At 73.0% G+C, this 14,868-nt stretch carries 11 protein-coding genes and 1 pseudogene; 3 read left to right on the forward strand and 9 right to left on the reverse strand.

Translation table 11 applies throughout. The annotated features are described in order from the left end of the window. Positions 1-584 precede the first annotated feature (584 nt). Positions 585-1,706, forward strand: a complete 1,122-nt coding sequence (locus tag NRK68_RS29450; protein WP_373023999.1) for a helix-turn-helix domain-containing protein — start codon at positions 585-587, stop codon at positions 1,704-1,706. Between the two features lie 552 nt (positions 1,707-2,258). On the opposite strand, the gene NRK68_RS29455 is transcribed toward NRK68_RS29450, so the two are convergent. The 3 genes and pseudogenes from NRK68_RS29455 to NRK68_RS29465 form a co-directional block, all read right to left on the reverse strand. Beyond that, positions 2,259-3,641, reverse strand: a complete 1,383-nt coding sequence (locus NRK68_RS29455) for a DUF1996 domain-containing protein (RefSeq protein WP_257857231.1) — start codon at positions 3,639-3,641, stop codon at positions 2,259-2,261. A gap of 9 nt (positions 3,642-3,650) precedes the next feature. Beyond that, the gene (locus NRK68_RS29460; protein WP_183064047.1) at positions 3,651-4,292 is read right to left on the reverse strand and encodes a DUF4142 domain-containing protein; all 642 of its coding nucleotides are present in this window, start codon (positions 4,290-4,292) and stop codon (positions 3,651-3,653) included. A gap of 390 nt (positions 4,293-4,682) precedes the next feature. Further along, positions 4,683-5,080 (reverse strand): annotated as a pseudogene (locus NRK68_RS29465) (WCX domain-containing protein); the annotation flags it as partial. Between the two features lie 29 nt (positions 5,081-5,109). On the opposite strand from NRK68_RS29465, the gene NRK68_RS29470 reads away from it, so the two are divergent. Continuing rightward, entirely contained in the window at positions 5,110-5,361 is a 252-nt protein-coding gene (locus NRK68_RS29470; protein WP_257857232.1) for a SpoIIE family protein phosphatase, read from the forward strand. Between the two features lie 80 nt (positions 5,362-5,441). On the opposite strand, the gene NRK68_RS29475 is transcribed toward NRK68_RS29470, so the two are convergent. Next, on the reverse strand, positions 5,442-6,923 hold the full coding sequence (locus NRK68_RS29475) for a M28 family peptidase (RefSeq protein ID WP_183064049.1): 1,482 nt from the start codon (positions 6,921-6,923) through the stop codon (positions 5,442-5,444). Positions 6,924-7,458: 535 nt separating this feature from the next. Here NRK68_RS29475 and NRK68_RS29480 point away from each other — a divergent pair. Continuing rightward, complete coding sequence (locus NRK68_RS29480) at positions 7,459-8,247, forward strand: AfsR/SARP family transcriptional regulator (protein ID WP_183064050.1); 789 nt, start codon at positions 7,459-7,461, stop codon at positions 8,245-8,247. Positions 8,248-8,409: 162 nt separating this feature from the next. Here NRK68_RS29480 and NRK68_RS29485 read toward each other — a convergent pair whose 3' ends face one another. The 5 genes from NRK68_RS29485 to NRK68_RS29505 all read right to left on the reverse strand — a co-directional run bounded on the left by NRK68_RS29485 (position 8,410) and on the right by NRK68_RS29505 (position 14,774). Beyond that, positions 8,410-8,961, reverse strand: coding sequence for a flavin reductase family protein (locus NRK68_RS29485; RefSeq protein WP_183064051.1), 552 nt, complete (start codon positions 8,959-8,961; stop codon positions 8,410-8,412). An 8-nt stretch (positions 8,962-8,969) separates the two neighbouring features. Then, positions 8,970-11,111 carry a tetratricopeptide repeat protein gene (locus NRK68_RS29490; protein ID WP_257857233.1) on the reverse strand — a complete coding sequence of 714 codons (2,142 nt, stop codon included), beginning with the start codon at positions 11,109-11,111 and terminating at the stop codon, positions 8,970-8,972. Positions 11,112-11,488: 377 nt separating this feature from the next. Further along, positions 11,489-12,709 carry a hypothetical protein gene (locus NRK68_RS29495; protein ID WP_257857234.1) on the reverse strand — a complete coding sequence of 407 codons (1,221 nt, stop codon included), beginning with the start codon at positions 12,707-12,709 and terminating at the stop codon, positions 11,489-11,491. A 405-nt stretch (positions 12,710-13,114) separates the two neighbouring features. Further along, positions 13,115-13,813 (reverse strand): sigma-70 family RNA polymerase sigma factor, encoded by a 699-nt coding sequence (locus NRK68_RS29500; RefSeq protein ID WP_257857235.1) that lies wholly within the window; start codon positions 13,811-13,813, stop codon positions 13,115-13,117. Positions 13,814-14,087: 274 nt separating this feature from the next. Further along, on the reverse strand, positions 14,088-14,774 hold the full coding sequence (locus tag NRK68_RS29505) for a hypothetical protein (RefSeq protein ID WP_257857236.1): 687 nt from the start codon (positions 14,772-14,774) through the stop codon (positions 14,088-14,090). Positions 14,775-14,868 lie beyond the last annotated feature (94 nt).

Genomic DNA, 14,868 nt, shown 5'->3' on the forward strand with positions numbered 1-14,868 from the left:
CAGGGGGTCGTTGTCGTCTGTGCCCGGCCGCGCTGTGAAACTCCGCGCCGGCCGAGGGAACTTGGGGCCGGAGTGCAGCAGCATCGTGGAGCGTCACATCTGCTCCACAGGATTTATCGAAACGTGATAATTTCTCGCAGCGCGTCTCCGGCGCATCGAACAACACCGGAAGATTCCCCTCCAGCGGAGGTTGCGACAGGCCACCGCACCCGCCCGTCACCTACGCGTCCCGGACGGCAAAAAGAAAGCAAAGTCCCGGGACCGTGGGTGGTCGGACCTCTCCAGGAGGGAGTACGAGGGCCGCAACTCCCATGTCGGACACAGCTGTTGGCACGGGAGGCAACCTCGGCGGGCTTGCCGCTCTTCCCCGGGCAAGCCTCACCCCAGCACGAACGAGGAAAACGATGTGCGAACTTCTGAACCGCATCTGGTCCCGCCCCCGAGGCGAGTGGACGCGCGTCCTGCGCAGGGAACTCCCCGCACTGGCCGCCGAGATAGTGGAGGAGCTTCTGCATGGAATTCCGGAATTTTCCGCTCTTGTCGATGACAACGATGCCATTGATGGAGAGTTGCTCCGGCAGTGCGTGGAAGAGGCTCTTCTCACCACCCTCGGCTACCAGGAGCGCCCCCGGGAACAAGCACCGGACGAGGACCAGGACCAGGCAGAGACCCAGGCCGAAATCGTCGGAACCGAGCACGACACCGACACCGCGGGCCGGGGGACGGCCGGCAGTAAGGAGGCGACCAGCACGGACGAGTGCGATATCACGCACGAGGGCCGGCGCGACTATATCCGCGAAGCCGCCCGCCCAGGGTCCCGCGACGGGATCCGTGAACCGGCGCGCATGCGCATCCGGGCGAACACCCCGGACGTGACCGAGGAGGAGAACGGTGCAGGCAGCCGCCCGGGCGAGCGGGCCCGCCAGGAACTGTTCAGGACCCTCACCGACGACCGTGTCGCGTCCGACAGCTCCCTCACCGAGCTGGCCGAGGCGGCCGGATGGACCCTCCCGCTGGCCGTACGGGCCATTGTGCCGGCCACGCCCGGCGAGGCGCAGCAGCTGGCGGGCGTTCTGGAGGACGCCCTCGTCGGGGTGTTCGCCGGCCGGCCGTGCCTGCTGGTCCCGAGCGCGGACCCCGATGTCCGCATACCGCTGGAGCACCTGTTGCGCGGCCGGTTCGCGGCCGTGGGCCACGCCGTCCCGCTCCGGGACACCGCCTCTTCCCTGCGCTGGGCCCTGCGCCTGGCGGCGCTGACCCCCAGTCGGCCGGGTATGGAGGCGAGGGCCGTCTTCGTCGACGACCACCTCTCGACCCTGCTCCTGCTCCAGGACGAACCTCTGGCCCACGCTCTGGCCGCCCGGTGGCTGCGGCCCCTCGCGGACCTGACCCCGCGGCAGAGCGAGCGCCTGGAGGTGACACTCCTCGCCTGGCTGGAGGGTGGCGGTGCCCCCGAGGCCGCGAAGGCCCTCAGCGTGCACCCGCAGACCGTGCGGTACCGCATGCGGCAGCTGGAGAAGCTCTTCGGAACCGGACTGCGTGACCCGCGGACCCGGTTCGAGCTGGAGATGGCCCTGCGCAGCCGCCGCCTGATGGCCCAGGTGCGGCGCCAGCACTCCCGCGTGACCCGCAGGACGGCCCGCGTGATCCAGGCGGACTTCACCCCCGTCGTCGTCGGCCGCATGGCCCGCGTCAACGGCCTCTGAGTCACACCCCCGACCTCACACCCCTTGACCTCACACCCCTGAACCCAACCCACACCCCTCGACCCGAACTCCCCTGAACCCACACCCCTGACCACACCCCTGACCACACCCCTCCGAACCACAACAGCCCGGCCCGGCCCCGTCGTCACGGGGCCGGGCCGGGCTTTCGTGTGCCCACGTACACCGCCGGGCGTCCACGGGCCGGGGCGCCTGCGGTCGCGCACGGCGTCCGCCGCCACCGGACCGGTGTGGGTGCGGTCGTGCGCGGCGTCCGCCGTCACCGGACCCCGGCGTCGCCGCGCCCACGCACACCGTCCGCTGCCGCCGGCCGGGCGCCGGTGCGGCCCACGCACACCGTCCGCCCGTCACCGCCGGAGCGCGTACGTGCCCGCGGTCCCGCCCTCCGTGACGGGGCCGGGGGACTGGCACACAAAAGGGTGTTGGTCCGAAGCGGGCTTCGGACCAACACCTGTCCCGGGGCGGGCGCGGGGTGAGGATGGGGGGAGCGCCCGCCCCGGGGGCTGTAAGGGGGCAGAGCCCCGGCAGTGAGCGTCAGCGGCAGCGACGCCCCTCGTTGATGCAGTTCACGGCCTTGTTCATCAGGCCGTTCGACATCACGTTGATGAAGTCGCCGTGGTCGGTCACCGGCTTGTGGAGCTGCTCGGGGAAGCTGTCCACCGCGAAGCGGGCGCCGGGCGACACCCCGTAGACGATGCGCTGGACCAGCTGCGGAATGGGCTTGAAGCCGTTCTTGCAGCGGCCGTTGTTGTCCGCGAAGGCCACGTGGGTCCGGTGGTTGGCGCTGTCGGCGTTCCGGCCGTCCCAGCAGCTCTGGAAGGTGAAGGTGCGCACCACGTCACTGCCCTTGGGGCAGATCGGGTACTTGTCCTTCAGCTGGCGGTCCTCGAAGCCGGTGCAGCTCCAGGAGGCGTTGGCATTGGCGTTGCCGTTGGAGAAGGCCTTGGCGTCACCGGTGATGATGCGCAGGAAGCGGGGCATGGCCGTGACCTTGCCGGTGGGGTTCCCCTTGAAGTCGATGGTCACCTGCTTGGGCTGCAGGATCGTGCCGACGTTGCCGTCCTGGCCGCCGCCGGGGGCCTTCGCGTCCCGCTCGGCCTTGCCGTCGCGCAGTCGCAGCACCGGCCAGTAATAGGTGGACTGGTCGCCGTTGTTGCACGTGGTGCCGGCCCTGGCGAGGCTGTCGTTGGTGGAGAAGGCGTCGGTGGACACGTTGCCCACGTAGTCGTGCATGTGGTGGGCGCCGTTGGAGACGCCGGGCGCGACGATGACGTTGTCCGGGTTGAAGTGCTTGTTCTCGTTACGGCCGCACTGGACGCTGAAGGTACCGTTGGAGGCGCCGCCCTGGGCCTTGGGCTTGCGGACGTTGGGACGGACCTTGGTGATGTTCACGAAGTCGTTCTTCGACGGACCGCTCTTGCTGCCGGCCGCGGCGGACTTGGCGTCGGCCCCGGCCTGCAGCGCCGCGGCGCCGGCCGCGCCGTCCTCCTCGGCCGGAGCCTTCTTCATCTCGCAGGAGGCCAGTGAGGCGATCTCCTTCGGGGGCTCGGCCACCCGGTCGATCGCGTCGGACACGCCCTTGATGGTCTGCTCACGCTTGGCCTTGAGCTCGCCGAGCAGGGCATTGCCCTGGGCCTCGCCGGCGGCGAGCCGCCGGTAGGCGTCCGCCACCTGGTCGTCCAGCTTGGCCAGGTTCGCGTCGACCTCGGCCTTGGCCTGCTCGGGTACCGCGGTGAGCTTGTCTCCCACGTCGGGGCAGTCGATCGTGGTCATCAACTGCCCCTTGCGGTTGTCGTCCTGGCCCGCGGAGGCGTTGCCGGCGATGACGGCGACACCGCCGCCGCCCAGCACGAGCGCGGAGACCACTCCCACGAGCTTGGTCGACAACCGGGGGCGCTTGTGGCCCTTTTGACTCATGCGATCACTTCACTTCGTCGGTGGGACATTGTCGGAGAGCCCGTCGAAGTCGACCAGCCCGGTGTCCTCGAGGACCGTGATGTGGTCCAGCACCGTGGCGTTGGCGGACGTGGCGAGGGCTCGCACCATGGAGTTGCGCGTCTGTGCCCGGATCCCGGCCAGCAGGCCGAACACCTTGCCGTGCGCTCGACGCAGCAGCTGGGTGAACAGTCGTTCGTATTCGTCTCCCTTGGCGCGGTTCATCTGGCCCAGCCAGTCCTGCTGTTGAGCGGAGGGCTGGTTGGGCAGGTCGATGCCGAGGGCCTGGCCGACCTGGATGACCTGACGGTCCAGTTCGGTGTGGCCGTCCACGAGGTGATCGCCGGCCGTGCGGATCGCGGGGCGCGTCCCGCGCTGCTGGGCCTGCCGCCCGGCGGGCAGCTCCCACAGCCCGGCGAGACGGACCTTGCGCACGAAGTCCCGGTCCGCGGCCGTCAGTGGACCGTACGCCGTGCTCACCGTTCCCAGGCCGTCGTCGTCGCCCGCTGCCGGAGCCGCGACGGCGGCCGAGGCTCGGCCGCCGAACTTGTCCACGGGGACCAGCAGGGCGATCAGGGTGAGCGCGAGCGCGGTGATGACGACGCCGCTCGCGATCGAGTACCGGGTGGCCATCGACCAGCCTCGGCTGCTTCTCCGCCGCAATGACAGCAATGTGCCTCCTTGCTCCGTGGGGCCGGGAGGTGGCGGGGCAGGGAGTTTCCGCAAGCGTGGTGCGGTGCAACACCCGCATTCCCGGGGGTGTGACGGGACGGTAGTGCCCGGGGTGACGCGCCCACCGGAGGACATCACCATCGGATAAACACTCCGGCGAGTCCTGGAAAGGCTGATATCTTGCGCGCGCACCCCCTGATGCGGGCCGACGCGGCTCGTGCCGGGTGTCCCGCCCTGTGCGCCGTGCCCTGTGCGCCCTCTGCGTGCCGTGTCCTGCGTGCCGTGCCGTGCCCTGCGTGCTGTGTCCTGTGTCCCGCTCGACGCGGGAGACGGCTGCTCGGGGGACGGCGCCGCGTAGCGCGCGGTGGCCGCCACCGCGCGCTCGTGCGGGGATGCGCGCAACCACCGCGGGGCGGGTGGACCTCCGCGCTCGGGGCCCGCTGCCACAGCGCCCACTCGGCGTGCCGCGCGTCCTGCAAGGCGACTTCCAGCCGCAGCCGGCCGTCCGCGTCGGTCTCCTCGGCGAGGACGGCCGGCGCGCTGCCCGCCGGATCCTCCCGCCGCGCCGGGTCCACCCGTACCAGCACGGTGACCTGCTCGCCGCCGGTCCGGAACCGCCTGCTGCGGTCACGCCAGGCCTCGTCCGGATCGACCCGTTCCGGCCGGCGCGCCGGTTCGGCGAGTTCCTTGGCCGCGAGGACCCGGGGCAGCCGGTAGGTGCGGTCCGCGCCGGCCCGTACGGCCGGCAGGTCCGGAAACCGGGCAGGGTGAAACCGCCGTGCCGGCGGCGTACCTCCGGGGCACCCCGCGACTGCCGCTCGGCCTCGGCTTCCACACCGACGCCCCGCCCGAGCCGAACCGCGCCCGGCTACAGCCAGGGGACCGCGTCCTCCTCTACGGCGAAGGTGTCACGGAAGCCCGCTCCCCCGAAGGGGTCCTCTTCGGCGCACAGCGCCTGGGCGAAGCCGTCATCCGCTCGCCGGCGGCGGCAGGACAACGCCCCCGAGGCCCTGCGCGGCACCGCTCCTGAGCCCTGCCGTGCGGCACGGCAGGGCCCACGGGGACGCCGCGGCTGGCACCGCGGGAGCGGTGCCACCCGCGATCGGGCGGTCAGTTGCCGCCCAGGGCCCCGAGGTCGTGCGCGTAGCGGCCGGCCGCATCGGCGATGACGTCGATGTTGACGTCGAAGGAACGCATGTCGATGTTGGCGAGGTCGTCGCCGGGCTTGTGGTGGTTCACGTCGTACGCGGTGCCCGCCCGGCCGCCGAACCTGGCCGCCTGGGCCTCGGTCTTGAGACCGTCGGAGCCGGTGAAGGTGCCTCCCGAGGGGATGCCTGCGGCGAGGAAGGGCGCGTAGTCAGACAGGCCGATGAAGTCGGTGCCCTCGTGCGGGACGCCCTTCGCGTCGAGGAAGTCGGTGATGCCCTTCTCGAGCTGGGCGGAGCCCTCCGGGCCGGGGCCCGCGCCGACGCGGTCGGAGTCGTCCCCGTCGCTGACGAAGAACGCGCCGTTCGGCGAGGCGATCGTCTCGAAGTTCAGGTAGAGCCGGACCTGCGCGCGCTGCTCCGGCGTCAGGGCGGAGAGGTAGGCATGCGAGCCCGCGATGCCGAACTCGTGCCCCGACCACCAGGCGAACCGCACCTTGTTGCCCACCTTGTCCTGGGACCTGGCGAGTTTCAGCGCGACCTGGAGGAGCCCGGCCGAGCCGGAGCCGTTGCCGTTGATGCCGGGGGTGCCGTGCTGCGAGTCGAGGTAGGAGCCCAGGAGGACCGTGTTGGCGGCGTCCCCGCCGCGGGTCTCCGCGACCACGTTGAAGCTCCGGCGGTTCTCGCGCAGTTCGTGGATGTCGAGGGTGACCGTCACCGGCCCGGCGGCGGCCTCCGCGGTCAGCGCCGCGCCGTCCTCCTGGCTGATCCCGCCGGTGGGGATGCGGGCGAGGGAGGAGTCCCCGATGGTCCCGTTGATCTTGCCGGAGGTGTTGTTGTAGACGATCGCGCCGAGCGCGCCCGCCGCGTGGGCGTTGCCCTGCTTGACGGCGAAGGAGCAGCCGCCGCGCTTGACCAGGGCGATCCTGCCGGTGAACGCGCCCGCCGCGAAGTCGCCCGGCTCGCAGCCGTGGGTGTTGTCGGCGTCGACGGGGACCACGGCCAGCTCCCCGGTGACCCCGCCCTCGGGGCTGCGGGCGGTGAACGCCATCAGCTGGACGGTGACCTCACGCGGGGTGGGCGAGTCGACGGTGAGGGACTCGGCGAGGTCCTCGGTGTAGACGAAGTCGAACTCCTGGCGGGAGGTCCGGTAGCCGGCGTTGCGCAGCACCCCCTCCACGTACGCGGCCGAGGCCTCGTGGCCCTTCGAACTCGCGACCCTGTCACCGCCGTTGTAGTCGGCGGCCGACTGGAACGCCCGCAGGTGCCGGAGGGCGTCCTTCGCCGTGGACTCCCGGACGAGTTGCGCCGCCAGGGCCGCGCCGCGGGCGGCGGCCCGGCCCGGGTCTTCGGCGCCCGCGGCGGCGGGGCCGGCGAGGAGCAGCGGGGAGACGAGTGCGGCGGCGGCCAGGGCGGCGGTCGCCGCGGCGGTACGACGTGCGGACATGGCTGGGTGCCCTCTCACGGCAGGTCGAACGGACCGGTCGGCAGGGCCGTGGTCGGCGGTCGACGATCGGGAAGTACGTGCGTGTCGGGAGGAGATCGAGGCACGCTAACCCTGCGGCGGGCCCCTGCCAAGGAGAAGGTCCGAGCCGGGCCGGGCGCCCCGATGATTGGCCGAGATGCGGTGGGCATACGACTGAGGGCGGCTGCCGGTTAAAAATTCATCTATTTTCATTGGACTTTGGCTGGTTCGTGCCCCTGACACCCTCTCGCGTGATCCCGTATCCATTGTCGTGAGCGCCGGTGAGCCCCACCGCGTGCCGACAGGACAGTGCGCCCGAGGGCGCCGGTAGCGCGGGGGTGGCAGACCAGTGCTGGCCAGAACCGAAAGATCCTCGTCAGATCCCGTCCACGGCCTTCCGGCGGACCCCGACTTACCCGGTTGTCCCGGGCCCGCCCCGGACCCGACCGGCGGGGGCGGGCCGGCCGACGGGCCGACGTACCGGATCCTGGGGCCCCTGGAGGTCCGCCGGGGCGGGGTGCCGTGCACGCCCAGCTCCCTGAAGCGGCGCGCCCTGCTGACGCTGCTGCTGCTGCACGCCAACCGCCGTTTCCCGATCTGCTCCCTGATCGGCGAGTTGTGGGACGACCGGCCGCCGCGCTCGGCAGTGGCGACCGTGCAGATGTACGTGTCCGGGCTGCGGCGTGTGCTCGCCCCTGAGCACAGCCGCGGGGGTGGCGACCCCCGCAGGCATCCGTTGCTGCTCACCTCCGGCAACGGCTACCTGCTGCGCGTACAGCCGGGTGAGCTGGACCTCGACCGGTTCCGCACGCTGGCCGCGCGCGGCCGCGAACTGCGGGCCGCGGGCCACTGCACCACCGCGGCAGAATCGTTTCATCGGGCCCTGACCCTCTGGCGGGGCACCCCCTTCGGGGACCTCGGACCGGCCTGCCTGCCCGCGCACTACACCGTCCGGCTCGAAGAGGAGCGGCTCGCCCTCGTCCACGACCGGATCGGCGCCGACATCTGCAGCGGCCGGGCCCGCGAGGTCGTCGGTGAGCTGGAGGAACTGTGCGCGCGCCACCCGCTGCGCGAGGACTTCCACGAGCAGCTGATGCTCGCCCTGGCCGCCGCGGGCCGCCGCGCCGAGGCCCTGCACGCCTACACCCGGGCCCGGCGCGCCGTGGTGGAGGACACCGGGATCGAACCCGGACCGGGCCTGCGCGCGGCCCAGCAGGCCCTGCTCAGCGGGGCCCGGCCCGACGACACCCGGCACGACGGCTGCCGCCCGGCGGGCGCACTCCACCCCGCGGCGCTCGGCGGCTGAGGGCCGCACGGCCGCGCATCCCCAGGGCCACGGGTACCTACGGCTGCGGGTTCGCACGACCGTCACCGCACCCAGCCGTACACCAGCTCGCGCAGACAGCAGTACGCCGGTACGCGCGCTCCGCGTACCGGCGTACGCACCCTGCTGACCCGCCCACCCCGCTCAGCCCCCGAGGCTCCAGTCGAGCCGCCGCCGGAAGTACACGAGGGGGTCGTCCTCCGCCACCGTGCAGCCGACCACCTCGCCCACCACGATGACGTGGTCGCCGTGCGGGAGCACCGCCCCCGCACGGCACTTCGCGTACACCGGGACGCCCGCCAGCCGCGGCACCGTCCCGTCCCAGTCCCAGAGCACGTCGGCGAACTTGTCCCGGGAACTGCCCGCGAAGGTCCTCGCCAGCGCCGCGTGGCTGCGGGCCAGCAGGTGGACACCGAAGTACGCGTCCGGCCCCGCCGTGATCTCCCGGCAGGTCCGGGAGGTGCGCGCCAGCGCGACGAGCACCGACGGCGGGGCCGCGCTGTACGAGCAGACGGAGGAGACGAGCAGCCCCGAGGGCCGGCCGTCGCCCCGCCGGGCGGAGACCACCGCCACCCCCGAGACCAGCCGCGACATGGCCTCGGTGAACACGGACCCGGAGACGGCCCCGCCGGTCCCGCGCTCCCGCTGCATCTCCCGCTGGCGCTCCTGCTGCTTCTCCTGCCGACGGAGGTCCATCCCGGCCCCTACGGGTGCGCCCGCTCGGCCGCGCGCAGGCAGGTCTCCCGGCGGCTGCGGGCCTCTTCGTCGTCGGTGACGGCGAGGACCGCGTCGAAGTCGGCCACCGCCTGGACCAGGCTGCCCGCCGCCTCGTGGACCACCCCCCGGTTGAACCGGAACTCGGGCCGGGCCTCCAGCTCCACCGCCCGGTTGAAATCGGCCAGTGCGGCGGTCAGGTCTCCTTCCACATAGGCGAGTTCGCCTTTGATCGCCCAGGCCTCGGCCAGCTCCGGATCGTGACGCAGGGCCGCGTCGAGGGAGCCGCGGGCCTCGGCCGTACGGCCCTCCTCGCCCCACAACCGGCCCCGGAGGCACAGCAGATGGGGGTGCTCGGCATCGACCAGCAGCCCGGCCTCGACATCGGCCAGGGCCGCCTTGGCCTCGCCCTGGTCGGCCAGCAGGCCCGCACGGGCGAGGAGGGCCTCCAGGTTGCCCGGCTCCAGTTCGAGGGCCCGGTCGAAGTCGGCCAGCGCGCCGTCGAGGTCGCCGAGTTCGCGCCGGGCCTCGCCGCGGTTGTAGTGCACCTCGGGGAAGGGCGATTCCAGAGTGATGGCCCGCTCGTAGTCGGCGATGGCCTCCTCGATGCGGCCGAGCCGGCGGAGCATGCTTCCGCGGTTGAAGTAGTGGTCGGCGAAGTCGTGGTCCAGGTCCATGATGGAGGCGTAGTCCTCCAGGGCGTCCTCCAGCCGGCCGCTCATGCCGTTGACCTGGGCGCGGTTGTAGCGCAGGCCGACGCGGTGCCAGGTCCGCTCGCCGATGCCGAGCTCTCGGTCGAGCCGCTCGATGCCCTCGTCCAGCAGCCGCAGGGCCTCGTCGGGGCGGCCGGCGCGGACCTCGACCAGGGCGAGGCCGTTGCGGTTGAACACGGAGAAGAAGGCGCGTTCCTTCAGGTCCGGCAGCAGGTCCGCGATCGCGATGGCCTGGTTGACGTACGCGCGGGCCCTGCGCTCGTCGCGCAGCTCCGGCGGGAAGTGGCGGGCGTACAGCATGCCCGTCTCGTAGGCGAGGCTCATGTGGTGCTTGGGCATGGTGGTCTGCGAGCGTGCCTCCTCCTGGACGGCGGCGGACTCCTCCGGCCGTCCGGCGGCAGCCAGGCACACGCCCGTCTCGCGGGTGAAAGGCCACCACAGGTCGGGCCGGACGTCGGGGCCCGTACGGTGGCGGCCCTCCTCGCCCATCTCGGCCGCCGCGTGATAGAAGCCCAGGTACTTGCAGCGGAGCTGGGCCCAGCGCAGGGCGTCGAGTCCGGCGCCGTCGCCGTCGCTGCCGCGCAGCAGGTGGTAGGGAAGGGTGCCCAGCCGGAGCGAGGGCTCCTCCTCGGCGCGGGCGGCGACCTCCTCGGCCCGGCGGTCGTGCAGGGCGGCGCGCTCGGGGCCGGTGAGGGCCTCGTACGCGGCGCGCAGTGGGGGCTCGTCGCTGATGCAGTCGCCGGCCACGTACAGGGCGGCGGCCTCGGCCAGGCTGCCGGACCCGGCGCCGTCGGGGGCCGGCCCGTCGGGCTCGGCGCCCGCGGGGGGCCCGGGGTGGTGGACGCGGGTGGTGCGCACGGCGAGTTCCGCGGGCAGGGACACGGAGACCATGCCCGGCGGATCTTCGAGCTCCGCGGTGTCGGTGGCGACGACGAGGGTCAGCAGCTCGGCGGGGATCCGGCGCAGGGCGGCGGCGAGGAACTCGTGGTCGGTGACGTCGGCGTGCTGCACGTTCTCCACGACGAGGGTGCGCGGGCCGTCCCCGGATCCGGGGAGGGCCGCGAGCAGGAAGTCCACGATCCCGTGCGAGACGCGCAGCGAGTGCAGCCGGGCCGGGTAGCGGCTGGCCTCGCCGGGGGCATCGGCCACCTTCTCCAGGGCGCGGATCCTCTGCGGTACCAGGGGCGCCAGTTCCGGGGTGCTCTCCTGGAGCTCGATGTAGTGGCGGGCGGCCAGTTCGGGCATGCGGCGCAGCGCCTCGGGGGCGACCTGGCGCAGCAGGGCGCCCGCCGCGGAGTAGGGTCCGCGCAGCCGGCGGTGCGCGTCGACCACGGCCAGGGGGGCGGGCAGGCCGAGTCCGGCCCGCAGACGGTCGCGTTCGCGGCGCAGGGGCGCCGCGATCCAGTAGTGGCCGGTCATCAGGACTCCTTCGTGGATACCGCGGCCTTCGGGCCGGGGAGGATACGGAGCTCCCGCGTTGCGGGACAGGGGGAGCCGGTTCGCCTGCTGGGCGAAGCGGCGTTGTCGGTGGCGGCCGGTAGCCTGCCTGTGGGCATGTGCGGTACTCGTTCCGTATCGATCCCACGCCGGGTCGGCGCAGCGCGCCGGCCCGTACGGTCGGCCGCACACGGGTGGCCTGCAACGACGCGCGCCGGCCGCCCGGAAGGCGGCGTGGCAGGCGGACCGGTCGAGGATCGCGGCCGGAGTCCTGGCGAAGCGGGCGGTCACCGACGCGGAGCGAACGCCCGGACGGGCGTGGCTCGTCGCGGTGGGGGCCGGGCCGACAGGGGCGCCCTTCAGCCGATGACGTGGTGGGTGCGGGAGGTGCGGCGGCGCAGGCGCTCGCGGGCGGCGATCCAGATCGTGAGGGCGGTCTGCCAGAAAGCCATGATGAGGAAGGCCGAGGAGTCCAGCAGCTCGACCCAGCTGGAGCCCTCACCGCCGAAGCGGCTGACGGCTCCGGTGACCATCTCCACGAAGACGGGGGCGAGGGCCAGCAGGAAGGTGCTGAGGCTGAAGGTGTAGCCGGCCACGATCAGCCAGGAGTACCAGCGGGCGGCCCGGCGGTCGACGGGGTGCCACAGGGATTCGTCCGCCAGCCCCTCGGTGCGCCCGCGCAGCCGCAGGAAGCGGTTGCGCAGCAGGCGTACGGACGTGGTGTGCAGGTCCACGCAGCCGAGCATGGTGGTGATCAGCACGTATACGTCGGTGCGGAGGTAGAGGAAGAACTGCCACAGGACCCGCAGCACGGCGGCGAAGGCCACCGCGAGGCAGACGCGGCTGGCGGTGGTTTCGGCACCGCCGGGGCCGCGGGCGGCGTCGGCGACGGTGATGAGGAGGGAGACGAGGACGACGTCGACGACCATCCCGGCGACGATCGGCAGGTAGCGCTTGCGGCGTTCCACGGCGACGAGCCCGTCCAGTGCCGTTTCGACCACGAGGAAGTAGAAGCGGTTCGACAGCCTGGTCCTGGAGCCGATGCCCAGACGCCGGGCGGCCAAGGCGTGGAAGGCCTCGTGGATGGCGATCAGGGGTACCGCGGCGACCAGCATGACCAGGCTGATGACGGCGTAGTACTCGCTGAACAGCAGGTCTTCCGCGGCCGGTACGAGGTCCGGGGAGCGGATCACGCGCCACAGCGCCCAGGCGGTGATCAGCCCGTAGCAGATCCAGGCGGGCGGGGAGAACAGGGCGCGGCCGAGCCGCTGCCAGCGCACCGGGCTCGTCTGCGCGGGCTCCTCGCCCTCCTCGCGGACGAAGCCGAGTTCGCGCAGGGCACCGATGATGTCGTCGATGTCGACCTGTTCGCCGTACTCGGCGGAGTACCAGTCGGCGGCCTGCGACGGGGTGGCGCCGGCCTCGAGGCGGCGCACGAGGTGGGCGCCGTCGACCGGGAAGACCCCGTAGGAGTCCGTGTCGGGCCGCCCGATGGTGACCTCTTCGCCGTCCTCCAGGTAGACCAGCGGATGGAACGGCAGGGGTGTGTCTGCCTCACTGCGGATGCCGTGCTCCGGCATGGGGCCTCCCTCGGCTTGCGGTCCGGACCGGCTGCGGGCGGGCGCCGCCCGGGAGGCACCGTCGTGCCGGCGGACGGCCCGAGTCGCCTCGGGCGGTCCGGGGCACGACGGCGCCGGGCCCCGGCTGATCAGATGCCGGGGCTCAACTGAGCCAGGATCAGTTGGGGTTGGTGTAGACCTGGCACGCCGAGGAGGTGAGGCGGACCGGACCGGCCTTGCGGACCTGGATCTTCTTCATGGGAATCTCCTTCACATCAGTGGGTGATGCGGACGTGTCCATCCTGGCGAGGGCCGCCATCGTTTCCCCAAATCTCCGCCAAACGGTTCACGGGGCGCGCACTGCGGGCCCGCGACGGCCCGCGCCACCGGACCGTCCCGGCTCAGGCGGGCGCGGACCGTACCGGATCAGGCGGGCGAAGCCGTGAGTACCGCCTCGCGCGTGCGCCGCGGGGCGCGCTCGCCCCGCGCGGCCGGGGCCTGTGGCGCCGGCGCGGCCGTGGGGGTGTCGGTCAGCAGCGCGACGAGGGAGGTCCGGGCCCGGGCCACGCGGGAGCGGACCGTGCCGATCGGGCATCCGACGGCCTCGGCCGCCTCCGCGTAGGGGAGGCCGAGCAACTGCGTGAGGACGAAGGCCTCCCGCCGTTCGGCCGGGATCGCGGCCAGCAGCTCCGCCAGCGCGATGCCGTCCTCGAAGCCCGGTACGTCGTACGGCTGGGCCTGCTCGGCGGCCGTCTGCCAGTCGCAGCGGTCCGACAGTCTGGGCCGGGCGGCGGCGTGGCGCAGGCTGTCCACGACGGTGCGCCGCGCTATGGACAGCAGCCAGGTACGTGCGGAGGAGCGGCCCTCGAACCGGTGGAGGCTCGCGAGCGCCCGCAGGAACACGTCCTGGGTGAGGTCGTCGGCGGCCTGGGTGTCGGCGCTCAGGTAGGCGACGTAGCGCCAGACGTCGCGGTGGAGGGCGCGCACGAAGCGGTCCGTCTTCGCGCGGTCGCCGTCGCGGGCGGCGAGCGCCAGCCGGGTCACCGCCGCGTCGGAGGCCTCGGTGTGCCGGGCGGGACGCTCGCCGGTGGTACAGGACTGGGGGGTCGTCAGGGCAGGAGTCATCGCCGAAGGTCCTTATGTGCAAGGGGAGTCCGGCGCCGCGCGAAGGGCGGGGCCGGTGAGGGCACGGCCTGCCCGAGGGCACGGCCGAGGGCCCGAGGCACGGCATCCACGGGACACATGCGGTGCACGCGGTACGTCGGGGACGCATCAGGTGCACGTGAGGCATGCGAGGTGCGCGAGGTGCGCGAGGTGCGCGAGGTGCGCGAGGTCGCGAGGTGCGCGAGGTGTGCGCAGGAGCAGTCGCGTACGCGGATGCGGCTCGGGTGACCAGCTGTCAGAGGACAGCGGCCGGCCTCGGCGGACCCCGGGTGGTGATGGCGTGGACGAGGAACAGCTGGCGCGGCGCGCGTGTCCGGCGCCGCCGGCGCACTCGCGGGCGCGGTCGGTGCGCCGGCGCGACGGCGTGGAGCAGCAGGCGCAGCGGCGCCCGCAGTCGGGCGGCCACGGCGCGCACCACCCGGAAGAGGCCGCGCTCGCCGTGGGCGAGCCACAGTCCGCACAGCACGGCCGCCAGCAGGTGGGCGACCACCATCCCGGCCGGTGACATCAACAGCACAGGCATGGCCGAGGCCTCGTGCCCGGCGCCCGCCAGGTGCCCGCCGCCGGCCATGTGCACGGCGGCCGGGGCGGACACGGCCGCCGCCGTCGCGTGCAGGGCGTGATGCGTGTGGCCGGCGGCTTCCGCTCCCGCCGTTCCGGCCGGCGACGCCGACAGCGCCGTCACGGCCGGCCCGGCAGGCGGCACCAGGGACTGCGCCAGGGAGAACCCCGAGTGGAGCACCGTCTGGACGGCGACGGCGGTCACCGTGACGGCGAGGACCCCGCGCTCACGGCCGGCGAGGGACCAGGCCGTCCCCGCGGTCGCCGCGAACCCGAAGGACAGCGCCCACCAGGGCACCGCCGCACCCGACATGAGCATGTGTCCGGTCGCCGCGAGCAGCACACAGAGGGCTGCGAACATCGCAGCCCGTAGGGCGCGTAAACAGCGGACCGGCTCCATGGCGGGGCTCATCCTCGCACCGGCCTCCCGAGCCGCACACCGGGGTACGCACTTC

It is taken from the genome of Streptomyces yangpuensis (genome assembly GCF_024666385.1).
GTDB classification, from domain to species: domain Bacteria; phylum Actinomycetota; class Actinomycetes; order Streptomycetales; family Streptomycetaceae; genus Streptomyces; species Streptomyces yangpuensis.